We start from the raw sequence: 15503 nt of genomic DNA, 5'->3' as shown, positions 1-15503 counted from the left end.
GGCGCTGGCCCCAGGCCGCCATGGGGTGGCCGGCCATCCCCACCCTAACCATCCGCGGGCAAACCGGGTTATCCTGGCGGCAAAGGAGGTAAGCCATGTTCCCAAGCACCATGATGGAGGAGGACCTGAACCTTTGGGACTTCCTGGAGCGGGCAGCAGAGCTTTTCCCCAGGAAGGAGATCGTCTCCCGCCTCCACACCGGGGAGGTCCACCGCACGGACTACGCCCAGGTCCACCGCCGCGCCCGGCAGCTCATGGGGGGCCTGAGGCGGCTCGGGGTGCAGGTGGGCGACCGGGTGGCCACCTTGGGGTTCAACCACTTCCGCCACCTGGAGGCCTACTTCGCCGTTCCCGGGATGGGTGCGGTGCTCCACACCGCCAACCCCCGGCTTTCCCCCAAGGAGATCGCCTACATCCTGAACCATGCGGAGGACAAGGTCCTCCTCTTTGACCCCCAGCTCCTCCCCTTGGTGGAGGCCCTAAGGCCCGAGCTCACCACGGTGCGCCACTTCGTGGCCATGGACGAAGGGGCCCCCGAGGGCTACCTGGCCTACGAGGATCTCCTGGGCGAGGAGGCGGACCCGGTCAGGGTCCCCGAGCGGGCCGCCTGCGGCATGGCCTACACCACCGGCACCACCGGCCTCCCCAAGGGGGTGGTCTACAGCCACCGGGCCTTGGTGCTCCACGCCCTGGCCGCCAGCCTCGAGGACGGCACCGCCCTTTCGGAAAAGGACGTGGTCCTTCCTGTGGTGCCCATGTTCCACGTGAACGCCTGGTGCCTGCCCTACGCCGCCACCCTGGTGGGGGCCAAGCAGGTCCTACCGGGCCCCAGGCTGGAGCCCGCCTCCCTGGTGGAGCTTTTTGACGGGGAGGGGGTTACCTTCACCGCCGGGGTGCCCACGGTCTGGCTGGCCCTGGCCGACCACCTGGAAAGCACCGGCCATCGCCTGAAAAGCCTCAAGCGCCTGGTGGTGGGGGGTAGCGCCGCCCCAAGAAGCCTGGTGGAACGGTTGGAGCGCATGGGCATCGAGGTGCGGCAGGGCTATGGCCTCACGGAAACCTCCCCCGTGGTGGTGCAGAACTTCATCAAGAGCCACCTGGAGGGCCTCCCTTGGGATGAGAAGATCACCCTCAAGGCCAAGACCGGCCTGCCCATCCCCCTGGTGCGCCTGCGGGTGGCGGACGAGGAGGGCCGCCCGGTGGCCAAAGACGGCAGAACCCTGGGGGAGATCCAGCTGAAGGGGCCTTGGATCACCGGGGGGTACCACCGGAACGAGGAGGCTAGCCAAAACGCCCTGACCCCGGACGGATGGTTCCGCACGGGAGATATCGCCGTTTGGGACGAGGAGGGTTACCTGGAGATCAAGGACCGGCTCAAGGACCTCATCAAGTCGGGCGGGGAGTGGATCTCCAGCGTGGACCTGGAAAACGCCCTCATGGGCCACCCCAAGGTGAAGGAGGCGGCGGTGGTGGCCATCCCCCACCCCAGGTGGCAGGAAAGGCCCTTGGCGGTGGTGGTGCCGAGGGGCGAGCGGCCCAGCGAGGAGGAGCTTAAGGACCACCTCCTGCGGGCCGGGTTCGCCAAGTGGCAGCTTCCCGACGCCTTCGTCTTCGTGGAGGAGATCCCCCGCACCAGCGCCGGGAAGTTCCTGAAGCGGGCCCTGAGGGAAAAGTACAAGGACCTCTTCCAAGGGGGTGGCTGATGTTCCTGGAACAGTTTCGTCTGGACGGCAAGGTGGCCTTGGTCACGGGGGGGTCCCGAGGGCTGGGCCTCGAGGCGGCCTTGGCCCTGAAGGAGGCCGGGGCCAAGGTGGCGGTCCTGGCCCGCAGGGCGGCCTTTTTTGCGGAGGCCAGGAAGCACCTGGGGGAGGCCCTTTACCTGGAAGGGGACGTGCGGGACGAGGCCCGGCTGGAGGAGGTGGTGGGGGAGGTGGAAAAGGAGCTCGGCCCCCTCACCATCCTGGTGAACGCCGCCGGCATCAGCTGGGGCGCCCCTTCCCTGGAGATGCCCGTGGAGAAGGTGCGGGAGGTCCTGGAGGTGAACCTGGTGGGGGCCTTCCTGGCCAGCCGGGCCGCCGCCCGGCGCATGCGGGAACGGGGCTACGGCAAGATCCTCCACATCGCCTCCGTGGCCGGGCTTAAGGGGGAGCCCCCGGAGGTCCTGGACGCGGTGGGCTACGCCGCCTCCAAGGGCGGGGTCATCGCCCTCACCCGGGACCTGGCGGTGAAGTGGGGCCGCTTCGGCATCCGGGTCAACGCCCTGGCCCCGGGCTTCTTCCCCACCCGCATGACGGAAAAGGTCCTCCCCCGGGTGGAGGCCCACCTGCGGGCCACCCTGCCCCTGGGCCGCCCGGGGAGGCCGGGGGAGTTGGGCGGGGCGGTCCTCTTCCTGGCCAGCCCCGCCTCGGACTACATCACCGGGGCGGTCCTCCCCGTGGACGGAGGGGCCACGGCCCTCTAAGGGCCAAAGGAGGCCCCCCTACCTCAGGCCCAGATGTCCTCGGGGTGGCGCACGCCCGTGGGGCGGGCCTTGAGGATCTCCAGGGCCTCCTCCTCGCTCATCACCGGGTTCTGGTAGCGGATCCCCAAGGCCTCGCCCATCAGCCGGAACACGTGGGTGTTGTCCAGAAGGCCCAGGTTCAGGAGGCGCAGGCCCTGGCCGTAAAGGGCCAACAGCACCGGGCTGGCCGTGTGCTGGCCGGAGCTCCAACCGATGTTGGGGCGGTCGGGCCGCTGGGCGTTCCTCTGGACCATGGCCCAGGATAGGGTGTTGTCGGGCTGGATGCCGAAGCTTCCGTCCGGGCGATAGACCCTTTTCGTGATGGCCTCCACCACCATCTGGGCCTCCTCGTCCGAGAGGGCCACCCCCTTCATGGCCCGGTAGGCCTCCTTCACCTGGGCGGCGTCGGGGTTGTTCCCCAGAACCCGGCGCATCTATTCAAAGCTGGCCTTCTGGGGCTCGAGGAGGTCAATGCCCGCCGAGCTTTCCAGGTAGCTCCGCCTAGGCGAAGTGGTTCACCGGCCCGTGCCCGTGCCCCAGGCCGGGGGCGGTCTCCAGGGCCCGGGTGAGGTAGGCCTTGGCCTCGGCCACGGCCTCCTCCAGGGGCCTCCCCAGGGCCAGGAGGGCGGCGATGGCCGCGGAGAGGGTGCAGCCCGTGCCGTGGGTGTGCCGGGTGGGGATGCGGGGGGCGCGGAAGGCCAGGACCCCCTTGGGGGTGGCGAGGAGGTCCACCGCCTCCTCCCCCTCCAGGTGCCCCCCCTTGAGCAGGACCGCCCCGGGGCCCAGGGCCAGGAGTTCCCGGGCCGCCTCCTCCGCCTCCTGGAGGGTGCGGATGGGCCTGCCCAGGAGGGCTTCCGCCTCGAGGCGGTTCGGGGTGATCAGGGTGGCCAGGGGAAAGAGCCTTTCCCTCAGGGCCTGGACCGCCTCAGGGGCCAGGAGGGGCTCCCCGCCCTTCGCCACCATCACCGGGTCCACTACTAAGGGGCGGATCCCGTGGCGGGCCACCGCCTCGGCCACGGCCTCCACGATCTCCCCGCTCCCCAAGGCCCCCGTCTTGGCGGCGTGGATGGGAAGGTCCTCGGCCACGCTCTGGATCTGGCGCCCCACGAAGGCAGCAGGAAGGAGCTCCACCCCTTGCACCCCCAGGGTGTTCTGGGCGGTGACCAGGGTGAGGGCGCTCGCCCCGTAGACCCCGAAGCGGAAGAAGGTTTTGAGGTCCGCCTGCACCCCGGCCCCGCCCCCGGAGTCGGAGCCGGCGATGGTGAGGGCTACCCGCATGCCTCACCTCGGGCATAATGGGGATATGCGCGCCAAGGTGATGGAGCTGGAGGGGCGCTTGGCTTTGGTCCTCGAGGGGCATGCCCCCGGCCTAAAGCCGGGCCAGGAGGTGGAGGTGCTGGGGTGGGAAGGAACCTTGCTGGTGGCAGAGCCGGGGGCGGGCGTAAAAACCTTGAAGGCCTTGATGGCCTACCTCCAGTCCCTAGAGGAGCGCGAAGCGCTTTACCGGCGCCTGGCGGATGCCTAAGCTTCCCCTCTCCTTGGTCCTGGCCATCCACGAGGACCTTCTCCGCCGCTATGGGGGAAGCCCCGGGATATTGGATCTGGGCAGGCTTGAGGCTGCCTTGGAACGCCCTTGGACGGGTTTCGCCGGGCGGGAACGCTTCCCAACCCCTTGGGAAAAGGCCGCAGCTTACCTCACCGGCATAGCCAAAGGCCACCCTTTCGTGGATGGCAACAAGCGGACGGCCTTCGCCGTGGCCGATATCCACCTGCGCCTTTACGGTTTCCGGCTTACCCTTAGCGACGAGGAAGCCTTCACCCTGGTGCTGGGGGTCGCCCAGTGCCATCTGGAGGTGGGGGACGTGGCCGAAGCTTTCCGTCGGCATCTTGACCCCCCGCCCTAGCCCACAGGGTTGTGGACGAAAGGCGCACCCTGAGGTTTCATCCCGGCCTTGCCCCGTAAGACCGCCTCCACCAGGTTCATGGGGCAGAAGGGGCCGCACATGCTGCAGGCCTTGGTCTTGGAGCCCCGCTCCTCCTTGAGCCGGCGGGCCTCCTCGGGGTAGAGGCAAAGGGCGAACTGCCCCTCCCAGTCCAGGCGGTAGCGGGCCTCGGACATGCGCCGGTTCCTCTCCAGGGCCCTGGGGTTCCCCCGGGCCACGTCCGCGGCGTGGGCGGCGATCTTGAAGGCGATGACCCCTTGCCGCACGTGCTCGGGGGTGGGCAGGCCCAGGTGCTCCGCTGGGGTCAGGTAGCAGAGCATGTCCGCCCCCATCCAGCCCGCCAAGGCCCCGCCGATGGCCCCGGCGATGTGGTCAAAGCCCGCGGCGGTGTCCACGGGGAGCATGCCCAGGATGTAGAAGGGGGCATGCCCCGTGAGCTTCTTCTGGATCTGGACGTTGGTGGCCACCTCGTTCAGGGGGATGTGGCCCGGCCCCTCCACCATGGCCTGCACCCCGGCCCGCCTCGCCCTTTCCACCAGCTCCCCGATGGTGAGGAGCTCGGCGATCTGGGCCCGGTCGGTGCTGTCCGCCAAGGACCCCGGCCTCAGGCCATCCCCCAGGGAGAGGGTCATGTCGTAGGTGCGGGCGATCTCCAGGAGGTCGTCAAAGCGGGCGTAGAGGGGGTTTTCCTCCCCCCGGTGGAGCATCCAGGCGGCGAGAAGCCCCCCGCCCCGGCTCACGATCCCCGTGGTGCGGGAGGTGTTCCGGTAGACCTCCAGGTTCTTCAGGGTGACCCCCACGTGCACGGTGATGTAGTCCACCCCCTGCCTTCCGTGCTCCTCGATGACCTCAAAGAGCTCGTCCGCGCTCAGGTCAAAGAAGCTCTTCCTCTTGGCGGCCCGGAACTCCGCCTCGTAGATGGGCACGGTGCCCAGGGGAACCGTGGCCACCTCGAGGATCCGCTCCCGTATCGCCCTAAGATCCCCCCCGGTGGAGAGGTCCATGATGGTGTCCGCCCCGTACCGGATGGCCACCCGGGCCTTCTCCACCTCCTCCTCGGGGTCCACGTAGTCGTAGGAGGTGCCCAGGTTGGCGTTCACCTTCACGGAAAGCCCCTCCCCGATCCCCTTGAAGTCCTTAAGGGTGCGGTGGTTGGGGTTCCGGGGGATCACGATCCGCCCCGCGGCCACCCCCTCCCGCACGAACTCGGGGGAAACCCCCTCCCTTTCCGCCACATAGGCCATTTCCTCGGTGAGGATACCCTTTCTTGCTGCCTCCAGCTGGGTCATGCCGTTACCCCCATGAGTTCCAGAATCCTTGCCGCCGTCCAAGGGGCCAGGAGGACCCCGTTCCTCCCGTGCCCCACCGCCGCATAGACGCCCTTCTGCACCTCCCCCACGAAAAGCTCCCCCACCGGCCGATAGCCCCAAAGGACCCCCCGGAACCGGGCTCCCTCCAGCCCGGGAAAGCGCTCGTGGGCGTAGTCCGCAAGCCACCTGAGCCCATGGAGGTCCACCCCCGGGGCCCAGCCCTCCCGCCCCGTGGCCCCACGTACACCCCGCCCTCCCGGGGAAGCAGATACCCGTCCCCGGCGAAGAGGGGCATGGGGGGCGGCGTCCCCTCCAGGAGCAAGGCCTCCCCCTTCAAGGGGCGCACCCCAAGGCCGAACCGGCCGCCCCAGGCGCCCACAGCCAGGAGAAGGTGACGGGCCCGGGCGGCGAAGGGCTCCCCGGGGGGAGCACCCCGCCACCTTCCCCGCACCTCCCCTTCCCTCACCTCCTCCACCTCCGCGTGGAGGAGGGGGGTTTCCATGGCCTCCAAAGCCCGCAGCAGGGCCTGCCGTAGGGCCCCAGGGTGGACGTACCCCCCGGGGAAGGTGCGCGCCCCCCTTCCCCCCCGCACGGGGTAGGGCAGGGCCTCCTGGGCGTGCCAGGCCTCCGCCTCCCCTTGGGAAAGGGCCACCACCTGGGTGCCGGCAAAGCCCGCCTCCACCTCGAGGCCCAGGCCCCGGAGCTCCTGCAGAAGGCCCGGGTAGTACCTCAGGCCGAAGAGGGCCGCCTCCAGGACCTCCCCGGTGAGCCCCTCCGGGTAGGGGGCCAGCATCCCGGCGCTGGCGGGGGTGGCCGCCCCCTCCTTGCCCGCGTCCAGGAGGAGGAGGGAAAGGCCCCGCTTCCTGAGCTCGTAGGCCGCCAGGGCCCCCACGATCCCCGCCCCCACCACGATGGCCTCCGCCCTCATCCCCTCCCCCCTCCCAAGGGCACCCCCTCGGTGGGGCTGCTGGGGCTCGCCCCCTCCCGGGGCCGCATGGGGCCGGCCAGATGAGCCTTCCGCCCCGCCTCCACCGCCAGGCGGAAGGCCTCCGCCATGGCCACGGGATCCTCCGCCTCGGCGATGGCGGTGTTCACCAAAACGGCATCCAGGCCCATCTCCATCACCTCCGCCGCATGGGAGGGAAGGCCGAGCCCCGCGTCCACCACCACCGGGGGCAAGGAGGCCCTCTCCCGGGCGAAGAGCTCCAGGAGGGCCCGGGTCTTCACCCCCCAGCCGGAACCGATGGGGGCGGCCAGGGGCATCACCGTGGCCGTGCCCAAGGCGGCAAGCCGCCGGGCCAGGACCAGGTCGGGGCCGATGTAGGGGAGGACCACGAAGCCTTCCTGCAAAAGCCTCTCCGCCGCCCTCAGGGTCTCCACCGGGTCGGGGAGCAGGTAGGTGGGGTCGGGGATCACCTCCAGCTTCACCCAGCGCTCCCCGGTGAGGGCCCGGCCCAGCCGGGCAATCCTTAGGGCCTCCTCCGCGGTCCTGGCCCCGGCGGTGTTGGGGAGAAGCCTCACCCCCTCCAAAGCCTCCAGAAGCCCCACGTGCCCGGGCATCCTGGCCTCCACCCGGCGGATGGCCACGGTGACCACCTCCGCCCCCGCGGCCTGGATGGCCTCCCGCATCACCCCGAAGTCCCGGAACTTGCCCGAGCCCAGGATGAGGCGGCTTCTAAGCTCTATGTCCCCTACCTTCCAGGTGTCCATCTAGCCTCCTTGCATGAGGGTGACCACCTCCACCACGTCCCCCTCCCTCAGGACGCGGTGGGGGAGCTCCCGCCCCGGGTAGGCCTCCTCGTTGAGGAGGACGGCCACCCGGGAAAGGTCCACCCCCAGCTCCTCCAGAACCTCCCTAAGCGTCCTCCCCTCCAGGGGCTTGGCCTCGCCGTTAAGCCACACCATAAAGCCTCTCCCGAAAGGCCCGGGCCGCCTTCTCGGGGTCGGGGGCGTCCAGGATGGCCCGCACCACCACGATCCGCCGGGCCCCGGCTTCCAAGACCACGTCCAGGTTCTCCAGGGTGATCCCGCCGATGGCGTACCAGGGCTTCTCCCCCAGGTTTTCCCCGGCCCAGCGCACGTAGCCCAGCCCCGCCGCCGGCCTGCCCGGCTTGGTGGGGGTCTCCCACACCGGGCCTATGGAAAGGTAGTCCGCCCCCTCCCCCAGGGCCCTCAGGGCCTGCTCCGGGGCATGGGTGGAACGGCCCACCATCCCCCCGAAGAAGCGCCGGGCCTCCTCCGGGGTGAGGTCGTTCTGGCCCAGGTGTACCCCGTCCGCCCCCAGAAGGGCCGCCAGGTCGGGCCGGTCGTTGAGGAAAAAGGGCACCCCGTGGCGCCGGGCCAGGGAAAGCATCCTCTCCCCCAGGGCCAGGGTGGGCCTCGCCTCCCAGTCCTTGGCCCGAAGCTGCAACACCTCCACCCCGCCCGCCAGGGCCCTCTCCGTGCGGTCCAGGACCTCATGGGTGGACCAACCGGGCCTGGGGGTCACCACCAGATAGAGCCTTCCCCGCAAGGTCTCACCTCCTCAGGCCGGCAAGGCAAAGCCCTGCGGCCCGAGGAAGGTTGGGTTTTGGGGGTTTGGGCGCTTCCGCATAGGCTTCCCTCCGCCGGCATTACCCGGATCAGGTTCCAAGGGTTGCTGGGAGGTACCCAGCTCTCAGCCCCTCGCTTGGGGCACCCCTAGCCTGCCCCCTCAGCATAGCAGATCAGGGGGGAAGAATAGGGCGCAGAACACCTTCCCCCAGGGCCCCACCGGGGGGCGCTGGGGTCCAGGGGGAGCGGGGGAAAGCCCGGGGTCCCGGCCCGCACCGAAACCCCCCTTTGGGAAAATCCGCCGCAAAGAACCCCAGCTAAGGGAGGCCCTCCCAGGCGAGGAGCCGCCTGGCCCCCTCCGGCCGGGCGGGCAGGTAGAGGTGGACGAAGCTGCCCAGGACGCGGCCATCCGTGTAGCCCTCCACCTCCCCTCCCCCCACCCGCCGCCAGGCGGGGCTTTGGGAAGGCTCCATTTGGGCGTAGTGGAACTCGTGCCCCTTGAAGACCTCGCCCCTTTGGGCCACCGGGTTATCCCTCAAGGCCTCCACCTCCCGGTAGCCCAGGATGGGCCTCTCCCCCATGCGGGCCTCCGCGGGAACCAGGCCCACCATGGGGAAGAAGTCCTCCCCCACCCAAAGCCCCCTTGCCAGGTACATGTACCCCCCGCACTCGGCCACGATGGGGCCGGGGAAGCGGCGGATGGCCTCCCTCATGGCCCGGTTTTCCGCAAGCTCCCGGGCGAAGAGCTCCGGATACCCCCCTCCCAGGAGGAGGGCCTGGGAGGGGGGCAGGACCGCGTCCTCAAGGGGGCTGAAGGGGACGAGCTCGGCCCCCAGGGCCTCGAGGAGCTCCAGCCCCTCGGGGTAGTAGAAGCGGAAGGCCCTATCCCAGGCGTAGGCCACCCGCACCCGGGGAGGCTCCCTTGGGGGGAGGAAGGGGGGAGCCTGAGGCAGGGAGGGGGCCACCGCCGCCAGGCGCAACACCCCCTCCAGGTCCACCCGGAAGGCCCGGAGGAGGGCCTGAAGGGGCGGGCGCACCTCCCCCGCCAGCACCAGGCCCAGGTGGCGCTCGGGAATCCCCAGGGCGGGGTCCTGGGGCAGCCAGCCCAAGAGGGGCAGGCCCACGTGGGAGAGGGCCTCCCGCAGGAGCTCCGCATGCCTTTCCGAAGCCACCCGGTTGGCCAAGACCCCCACCACCTGGACCCTGGGGTCAAAGGCGCGGAAGCCCTGCACCAGGGGAGCGATGGAACCCGCCATGGCGGAGGCATCCACCACCAGGAGCACCGGGGCCTTCAGGAGCCTCGCCACCTGGGCGGTGGAACCCACCTGGCCCAGGGGGTCCTTGCCGTCAAAAAGGCCCATCACCCCTTCCACCAGGGCCAGGTCCACCCCGCGGGCCCCGTGCTGGAAGAGGGAGAGAAGGCGGGTTTCCTCCAAGAAAAAGCCGTCCAGATTGTAGACCCTACGCCCCGAGGCCGCCTCCAAATGGGTGGGGTCCACATAGTCCGGACCCACCTTGAAGGCCTGGACCCTGAGGCCCCGCTCCCGCAAGGCCAGGAGCAGGGCCAGGGCCAAGGTGGTCTTCCCCGCTCCCGAGTGGGGGGCGGCCAGGACCAGCCGGGAGAGCCGCACCATGCCCCTAGCCTGGGGAGAGGCTTCTGAGGAGGCGGGCCGCCTCCTCTTGGGCCCTTTGCAGGAAGGCCCCCACCTCCACCCCTTCCGCCTGGGCCAGGGCCTCGAGGTAGGCGTGGAGGTAGCCCTCGGAGATCAAGGCCATCACGGTGAAGCCAAGCCGGCGCCAGGCGTCGGCCAGGGCCTGGGCCTCCTCCCCGGGAAGGCGCTCCCGGGCTAGGCGGGAGACGCTCTCCACCAGCCAGTTCCACATGGCGGCCATCATGGCGTTGGTCACCCCCCGGCGCACGTGCACCAGGCCCACCAGGGTCTGCCAGGCGAAGTACTGGCCGTTGAAGGGGCCCTCCACCGTGCGCAGGTACCAGTCCCTCAGGGTCTTCTCCCTTTGGGGCCTTTCCCCTTCCCGGAAGACGGCCCGGGTGGCGGGGTGGGCGAAGAGGGTGTCGTAGAAGCCCGGCACCAGCTCCGTCACCCATCCCTTCATGAGCTCCTTGTGGCGGGCAAAGACCTTGGCGTCCTCGAGGGGACGGAAGCGGGCCTGGGGGGGAAGCTGGGACCAGAACTCCTGGGCCAGGGCATAGAAGCGGCCGAGGTTCTTCTCCATCCCGGGGACCATACTACCCCATGCCCCAAGGGCCGGGGCTTGGGCGTTGCCCCGAGAAGACCCCACCCACCGGGAAGGAAAAGCGATGTCCAAGGCCTTTCTGGGGCCCCCTCGTGGCGCAAGCCGCCGTGGGGCGCTTGGGCCTATACCCAAACCCCGGGGGAGGGGTTCCCCGTGCGTCCCCTTGGGGCCCCGGGGGGCAACCGGCATTGACTTGGGGAAGCAAGATATGGTAGCCTTGCGGCCAGGATGCCCAATACTTAGGGTGTCCTGGCCGCGATGCCAGGCCGACAGGCCTGGACGCCCCTGGGGCGGTGGGGGAAGTCCGGTGAAAGTCCGGCGCTGTCCCGCAACGGTAACCGGCCCTGTCCGGAAGCCCGAGTACCCGCTTCGCGGTCCTGCCCCGTAGCCCTCGAGGCAAGGGTGAAGGTGGTGATGCCTGTGGGACCCTAGAGCCTTAATCCCCCTAAAACGCAAAGGCCTGCGAAGGCCTTGAGGTGAGGCGGCTGGAGGAATCCGCCCCTACTGGGTGGAAGGTAGGTTTCTTCCCTCCAAAGAGGGATCTGGGAGGTTTTCATGCGGGAAACGCGCATGGTGTATACGGTCTTCCCCGGGGAGACCAACCACTACGGAACCCTATTCGGTGGAACTGCTTTGGCCTGGATGGACCAGGCAGCCTTCGTAGCGGCTACCCGCCACGCCAAGCGCAAGGTGGTCACGGTGCACTCCGACGCGGTGGACTTCAAACGCCCAGTGCCCCTGGGGGCCATCGTGGAGCTCAAGGCCTGGGTGGTGGAGGTGGGCCGCACCTCCATGCGGGTGGCGGTGGAGATGTGGGTGGAGCCCCTGGAGCCGGGTAAGGAGCCCTACCTGGCGGCCAAGGGGGGCTTCGTCCTGGTGGCGGTGGACGAGGACGGGCGGCCCGTGCCCGTGCCCCCTTTGGAGGGATGATGCTCACGCACCCCAGGCCCCACTACCGCCCCTACGAGTACCCAAACCTCTTGCGGTTTCGCGACGCCATCCGCCACAGCTACTGGCTCCACACGGAGTTCAGCTTTGCCTCCGACCTGCAGGACTACGCCCTGGTGGGGGAGGAGGAACGCTCCCTAGTGCGCCGGGCCCTGGTGGCCATCGCCCAGGTGGAGCTTTCCGTGAAGCTCTTCTGGGCCCGGGCCTACGAGGTTTTCCCCAAGCCCGAGGTGGCGGAGGTGGGCATGACCTTCGCCGAGAGCGAGGTGCGCCACGCCAACGCCTACGCCCACCTTCTGGACCTCCTAGGCCTGAACCCCCTCTTCGCCCAGGCCCTGGAGGAACCTCCCTTAAGGGAGCGGCACCGCCAGCTGGCCTCGGTGTTGGAGGTTTCCCGGGGGGGAACCCTTAGGGACTACGCCCTAGCCCTCCTCCTTTTCTCCACCTTTACCGAGCACGCCTCCTTGTTCTCCCAGTTCTACACCCTTATGGCCCTGAACAAGCGCCTTGGGCGCTTCAAGGGCATCTCCAACGCCATCGAGGCCACCAGCAAGGAGGAAAACGTGCACGGGCTTTTCGGGGTGGAGCTCCTCCGGATCCTTAAGGAGGAAAGGCCCGACCTCTTTGACGCCTCCTTTTCCGAGGAGGTTTTGCAAAGGGTGCACGCCTTCTTCCGCTCGGAAGAAGCCCTCCTGGACTGGATCTTTGCCCAGGGGGATGCGGAGGCGGTGCGGGGGGAAGAGGTCCTGGAGTTCCTAAAAAGGCGCTACAACCAGGTGCTCTCCCTCCACGACCTCCCCACCCCCTTTTCCGTTCGGGAGGAGTTCTTAGGGGACACGGAGTGGTTTGACCTGGAGCTTTTGGCCGACAAGGAGGTGGACTTCTTCAACAAGCGGAGCGTGGCCTACGCCCGCAGGGTGCAGGGTTACGACCCGGAAAGCCTTTTTTGAGAGAGGAAGGAGATGACGCGCACGAAGCGAGAATACCGGCCCTGGTACTGGGCCAACGAGTGGACCCGGCGCTACATGAGCCGGGGCTACCTCCTCCCTGGGGTAACGGTGGAGGAGCGGGTGAAAGAGATCGCCGACCACGCGGAAAGGCTCACGGGTATCCCGGGCTTCTCCCAGAAGTTCCAGGAGTACATGGCCCGGGGTTGGTACTCCCTGGCCACCCCCATCTGGGCCAACTACGGCCTCAGGCGGGGGCTTCCCATCTCCTGCTACGGCACCTACGTGGAGGACGACACCGCCTCCATCCTGAGGGCGGTGGCGGAGATCGGCATGATGAGCAAGCAGGGCGGGGGCACCTCCGTCTACCTGGGTACCCTCCGCCCCAGGGGAGCCCCCATACGGGACAACGGGGAGAGCAACGGCTCCTATGCCTTCGCCTCCCTCTTTGACCGGGTGATCGAGGTCTTTAACCAGGGCTCCACCCGGCGGGGCCAGTGCGCCGCCTACCTCCCCATCGAGCACCCCGACCTGGAGGAGTGGCTCAGGATCCAGCGGGAAGGAAGCGAGATCCAGTCCCTGTTCTGGGGGGTAACGGTGGGGGACGCCTGGCTGGAGGCCATGATCGCTGGGGACCGGGAAAAGCGGGAGCGGTGGGCCAAAGTGCTCAAGAGCCGGGCCGAGGTGGGGATCCCCTACCTCTTCTTCCGGGACAACGCCAACCGCCAGGCCCCCGAGATCTTCAAAAAGCTCGGCAAGACCATCCACGCCTCCAACCTGTGCACCGAGATCATGCTCCCTTCGGATCCGGAGGAAAGCTTCGTCTGCTGCCTCTCCTCCCTGAACCTCCTCCACTTCGACGAGTGGAAGGACACGGATGCAGTGGAGACCCTAACTGTCTTTTTGGACTCGGTGCTGGACGACTTCCTCCTGAAGGCGGAGGGCATCCCCTACATGGAGCGGGCGGTGCGCTTCACCCGGCGCTACCGGGCCATCGGCATCGGCGTCCTGGGCTGGCACAGCTACCTCCAGTCCAAGGGGATCCCCCTGGAGAGCCCGGAGGCCATCCACCTCAACAACCTTATCTTCAAGACCATCCGGGAAAAGGCGGAGGAGGCCAGCCGCTGGCTCCGGGCCCGCCACCCCGAGGACGAGCTGGCGGAGGTTATGGAGCGCCGGAACGCCACCCTTTTGGCCATCGCCCCCACCAAGAGTAGCTCCTTCATCCTGGGCCAGGTCTCCCCTTCCATCGAGCCCTACACCAGCAACTACTACCTGAAGGACCTACAAAAGGCCAGGGTGCCCTTCAAGAACCCCTTCCTGGAGGAGCTCCTGAGGGAAAAGGGTAAGGATGAGGAAAAGGTTTGGCGAAGCATCTTGGAGCACAACGGCTCCGTGCAACACCTGGACTTCCTCACAGACGAAGAGAAGGACGTATTTAAGACCTTCGCCGAAGTGTCCCAGAAAACCCTGGTGAACCTTGCGGCGGGGAGGCAGAAGCACATCGATCAAGGCCAGTCCCTTAACCTGGTGATCCACCCCGAGGCCCCGCCCAAGGATGTGAACGAGCTCTACCTGCACGCCTGGCGGAGCGGCCTGAAGGCCCTTTACTACCAGTTCAGCACCAGCGCCGCCCAGGCCTACAGCCGGGACCTCCTCCTCTCCTGCCGGGCCTGCGAGAGCTAAGCACCCCGCCGTGGCTTGGGCCACGAGGGGGACCAGAAAAAGGCCCTAAGCATCGCTTTTTCTCCTACCCATAGGGGTTAATCCCTGGGCATCGCCGCCCAAACCTGCCCCTGGGGCGTAAGGGGCACGGGGCGGCCCTTTGGGCGGGTCCGTATACTGAGCTCCCCCTTTGAGTTCAGACAGAATGGGGTTGGTATGAGGAGCTTACCCTTTGGACCGGAGGCTCTACGGCCCTTTGTGAGCCCTTTGCTGGACGCCTGGCTGGAGCGCCACGAGGAGAAGATAGCCCGCCTGCTCTGGGCCATCCTGGCCTCAGGCTCTGCCCGCAAGAGCGATTGGGCCAGGGCCTACCGCCAGGAGGCCACGGAGGAGGCCAACTACAAGGCCATTGACCGACTCCTTCCCCTCCTGGAACCCCAGCGCTACCTCCTGCGCCTGCTGGACCCCAAGACCCCCTTCCTCCTGGTGGACCCCACGGAGGTGCCCCGTCCCCAGGCGAGAAGGACCCCCTACGTGGGCCGGCTTTCCGACGGCAAGACCTTGGGCTTTTGGGCGGTGGTGGTAGCCCAACCCCACGAGGGCCGGGCGGTGCCGGTGTACGTGGGGAGCTACTGGGAGGGGAAGCCGGAGGGGAGGAACCGGACCTGGGAGGATTTGGTGGAGGCGGTGCGGGGGTACGTGGAGGAGGGGACGGTGTGGGTGTTTGACCGGGAGTTTTCCTTTGCGGGGTGGCTGGAGGTGCTGGGGCGGGCGGGGGTGAGGTATGCGGTGCGGCTGAACCTGGGGACGAGGCCGAGGCTGGAGTGGAGAGGGGAGCGGTTGGTGCCCTGGGTGGACCGCGGGCGGGAGGTGAGGTACGAGGGGGTGAGGTACCGGGGGGAGGTGGAGGTGAACCTGGTGGGGGTGTGGCGGGAGGGGATGCGGGAGGCGCTTTGGGTGATGGGGAACCTGCCTCCTGAGGAGCTTCTCCGGGTATACGAGGAGCGGATGAAGATTGAGGAGGGGTTCAGGGACCTGAAGGGGCACATGGGGTTTTCTGGGGTGATGAGCAAGGGGTGGGAGGCGATGGAGAAGACCCTGGCCCTGGTGGCTTTGGCCTACGCGGTGGGGCTTTTGGTGGGGGAGGAGGCGCGGAGGCGCCTGAAAGGGGGGGCCGAGGGGAAGGCGGAAGTGGGGGGTATACTCGGGGCTCTTTATCCTCTTGAGGGGTCCTGTGCGTTTCTCCCGTGGGGAATGGGAGGAGATCCTGCGCCGGGCCTTGGAGCTATGGTGGCACAGGCTGTTCCCCCTTCCCCCTCTTCCCCAGGAGGCAGGGGATGTCCGAACTTAGAGGGAGAGCTCAGTCCGTATACCCTTGACTTTCATAGGCTAAATGGTATAT

General features: G+C 68.3%; 14 protein-coding genes, 3 pseudogenes and 2 riboswitches. Of the genes and pseudogenes, 8 read left to right on the top strand and 9 right to left on the bottom strand.

Translation table 11 applies throughout. From position 1 onward, the window contains the following. Positions 1-95: 95 nt before the first annotated feature. Positions 96-1703 carry a long-chain fatty acid--CoA ligase gene (locus BS74_RS05465; RefSeq protein ID WP_038056752.1) on the top strand — a complete coding sequence of 536 codons (1608 nt, stop codon included), beginning with the start codon at positions 96-98 and terminating at the stop codon, positions 1701-1703. Continuing rightward, a complete protein-coding gene (locus tag BS74_RS05460) occupies positions 1703-2461 on the top strand; it encodes an SDR family oxidoreductase (RefSeq protein WP_038056750.1) in 759 nt (252 codons plus the stop codon). The genes BS74_RS05465 and BS74_RS05460 overlap by 1 nt, the downstream gene beginning before the upstream one ends. A gap of 23 nt (positions 2462-2484) precedes the next feature. On the opposite strand, the pseudogene BS74_RS05455 reads toward BS74_RS05460, so the two are convergent. Both BS74_RS05455 and thiD read right to left on the bottom strand, forming a co-directional pair. Further along, positions 2485-3000, bottom strand: a pseudogene (locus tag BS74_RS05455) (alkaline phosphatase); the annotation flags it as partial. 1 nt (position 3001) lies between these two features. Beyond that, positions 3002-3778, bottom strand: a complete 777-nt coding sequence (gene thiD, locus BS74_RS05450) for a bifunctional hydroxymethylpyrimidine kinase/phosphomethylpyrimidine kinase (RefSeq protein ID WP_038056749.1) — start codon at positions 3776-3778, stop codon at positions 3002-3004. 25 nt (positions 3779-3803) lie between these two features. Here thiD and BS74_RS05445 point away from each other — a divergent pair, with 25 nt between their 5' ends. Both BS74_RS05445 and BS74_RS05440 read left to right on the top strand, forming a co-directional pair. Further along, positions 3804-4025 carry a hypothetical protein gene (locus tag BS74_RS05445; protein WP_038056747.1) on the top strand — a complete coding sequence of 74 codons (222 nt, stop codon included), beginning with the start codon at positions 3804-3806 and terminating at the stop codon, positions 4023-4025. Then, complete coding sequence (locus tag BS74_RS05440) at positions 4018-4404, top strand: type II toxin-antitoxin system death-on-curing family toxin (RefSeq protein ID WP_038056745.1); 387 nt, start codon at positions 4018-4020, stop codon at positions 4402-4404. The genes BS74_RS05445 and BS74_RS05440 overlap by 8 nt, the downstream gene beginning before the upstream one ends. Here BS74_RS05440 and thiC read toward each other — a convergent pair. The 7 genes and pseudogenes from thiC to BS74_RS05405 all read right to left on the bottom strand — a co-directional run bounded on the left by thiC (position 4401) and on the right by BS74_RS05405 (position 10520). Further along, positions 4401-5732, bottom strand: a complete 1332-nt coding sequence (gene thiC / locus BS74_RS05435; protein WP_038056744.1) for a phosphomethylpyrimidine synthase ThiC — start codon at positions 5730-5732, stop codon at positions 4401-4403. The two genes, BS74_RS05440 and thiC, sit on opposite strands and share 4 nt — an antisense overlap. After that, positions 5729-6681 (bottom strand): annotated as a pseudogene (locus tag BS74_RS05430) (NAD(P)/FAD-dependent oxidoreductase). The gene thiC and the pseudogene BS74_RS05430 overlap by 4 nt, the downstream one beginning before the upstream one ends. Next, positions 6678-7463 carry a thiazole synthase gene (locus tag BS74_RS05425; RefSeq protein WP_038056743.1) on the bottom strand — a complete coding sequence of 262 codons (786 nt, stop codon included), beginning with the start codon at positions 7461-7463 and terminating at the stop codon, positions 6678-6680. Before BS74_RS05425 ends, BS74_RS05430 begins: the two are co-directional and overlap by 4 nt. After that, the gene (thiS, locus tag BS74_RS05420; protein ID WP_038056741.1) at positions 7464-7658 is read right to left on the bottom strand and encodes a sulfur carrier protein ThiS; all 195 of its coding nucleotides are present in this window, start codon (positions 7656-7658) and stop codon (positions 7464-7466) included. Continuing rightward, a complete protein-coding gene (gene thiE / locus BS74_RS05415) occupies positions 7645-8265 on the bottom strand; it encodes a thiamine phosphate synthase (RefSeq protein ID WP_038056739.1) in 621 nt (206 codons plus the stop codon). Before thiE ends, thiS begins: the two co-directional genes overlap by 14 nt. Before the next feature lie 69 nt (positions 8266-8334). Then, positions 8335-8444, bottom strand: a riboswitch (TPP riboswitch). Positions 8445-8602: 158 nt separating this feature from the next. Then, entirely contained in the window at positions 8603-9919 is a 1317-nt protein-coding gene (locus BS74_RS05410; RefSeq protein WP_185747702.1) for a cobyrinic acid a,c-diamide synthase CobB, read from the bottom strand. Between the two features lie 4 nt (positions 9920-9923). Beyond that, a complete protein-coding gene (locus BS74_RS05405; RefSeq protein ID WP_038058906.1) occupies positions 9924-10520 on the bottom strand; it encodes a protoglobin domain-containing protein in 597 nt (198 codons plus the stop codon). Positions 10521-10774: 254 nt separating this feature from the next. Beyond that, a riboswitch (cobalamin riboswitch) is annotated at positions 10775-10927 on the top strand. A 169-nt stretch (positions 10928-11096) separates the two neighbouring features. On the opposite strand from BS74_RS05405, the gene BS74_RS05400 reads away from it, so the two are divergent. The 4 genes and pseudogenes from BS74_RS05400 to BS74_RS12395 form a co-directional block, all read left to right on the top strand. After that, entirely contained in the window at positions 11097-11471 is a 375-nt protein-coding gene (locus BS74_RS05400) for an acyl-CoA thioesterase (protein ID WP_038056738.1), read from the top strand. Continuing rightward, positions 11471-12439, top strand: coding sequence for a ribonucleotide-diphosphate reductase subunit beta (locus tag BS74_RS05395; RefSeq protein ID WP_038056734.1), 969 nt, complete (start codon positions 11471-11473; stop codon positions 12437-12439). The genes BS74_RS05400 and BS74_RS05395 overlap by 1 nt, the downstream gene beginning before the upstream one ends. A gap of 12 nt (positions 12440-12451) precedes the next feature. After that, on the top strand, positions 12452-14122 hold the full coding sequence (locus BS74_RS05390) for a ribonucleoside-diphosphate reductase subunit alpha (protein WP_038056732.1): 1671 nt from the start codon (positions 12452-12454) through the stop codon (positions 14120-14122). Positions 14123-14317: 195 nt separating this feature from the next. Beyond that, positions 14318-15211, top strand: a pseudogene (locus tag BS74_RS12395) (transposase); the annotation flags it as partial. Positions 15212-15503 lie beyond the last annotated feature (292 nt).

The organism is Thermus amyloliquefaciens (assembly GCF_000744885.1).
Taxonomy (GTDB): Bacteria; Deinococcota; Deinococci; order Deinococcales; family Thermaceae; genus Thermus; species Thermus amyloliquefaciens.
The sequence above is the reverse complement of the archived record's forward strand: the minus strand, read 5'-3'. Positions and strand labels throughout refer to the sequence as shown.

What these genes read in the sequence shown, in the direction of transcription:
- BS74_RS05425 (WP_038056743.1), bottom strand. Translation starts at nt 7,463, where the DNA reads ATGGACACCTGGAAGGTAGGGGACATAGAGCTTAGAAGCCGCCTCATC.
- BS74_RS05410 (WP_185747702.1), bottom strand. Translation starts at nt 9,919, where the DNA reads ATGGTGCGGCTCTCCCGGCTGGTCCTGGCCGCCCCCCACTCGGGAGCG.
- thiS (WP_038056741.1), bottom strand. Translation starts at nt 7,658, where the DNA reads ATGGTGTGGCTTAACGGCGAGGCCAAGCCCCTGGAGGGGAGGACGCTT.
- BS74_RS05400 (WP_038056738.1), top strand. Translation starts at nt 11,097, where the DNA reads ATGCGGGAAACGCGCATGGTGTATACGGTCTTCCCCGGGGAGACCAAC.
- BS74_RS05395 (WP_038056734.1), top strand. Translation starts at nt 11,471, where the DNA reads ATGCTCACGCACCCCAGGCCCCACTACCGCCCCTACGAGTACCCAAAC.
- BS74_RS05445 (WP_038056747.1), top strand. Translation starts at nt 3,804, where the DNA reads ATGCGCGCCAAGGTGATGGAGCTGGAGGGGCGCTTGGCTTTGGTCCTC.
- thiC (WP_038056744.1), bottom strand. Translation starts at nt 5,732, where the DNA reads ATGACCCAGCTGGAGGCAGCAAGAAAGGGTATCCTCACCGAGGAAATG.
- BS74_RS05440 (WP_038056745.1), top strand. Translation starts at nt 4,018, where the DNA reads ATGCCTAAGCTTCCCCTCTCCTTGGTCCTGGCCATCCACGAGGACCTT.
- BS74_RS05460 (WP_038056750.1), top strand. Translation starts at nt 1,703, where the DNA reads ATGTTCCTGGAACAGTTTCGTCTGGACGGCAAGGTGGCCTTGGTCACG.
- BS74_RS05390 (WP_038056732.1), top strand. Translation starts at nt 12,452, where the DNA reads ATGACGCGCACGAAGCGAGAATACCGGCCCTGGTACTGGGCCAACGAG.
- thiD (WP_038056749.1), bottom strand. Translation starts at nt 3,778, where the DNA reads ATGCGGGTAGCCCTCACCATCGCCGGCTCCGACTCCGGGGGCGGGGCC.
- BS74_RS05405 (WP_038058906.1), bottom strand. Translation starts at nt 10,520, where the DNA reads ATGGAGAAGAACCTCGGCCGCTTCTATGCCCTGGCCCAGGAGTTCTGG.
- BS74_RS05465 (WP_038056752.1), top strand. Translation starts at nt 96, where the DNA reads ATGTTCCCAAGCACCATGATGGAGGAGGACCTGAACCTTTGGGACTTC.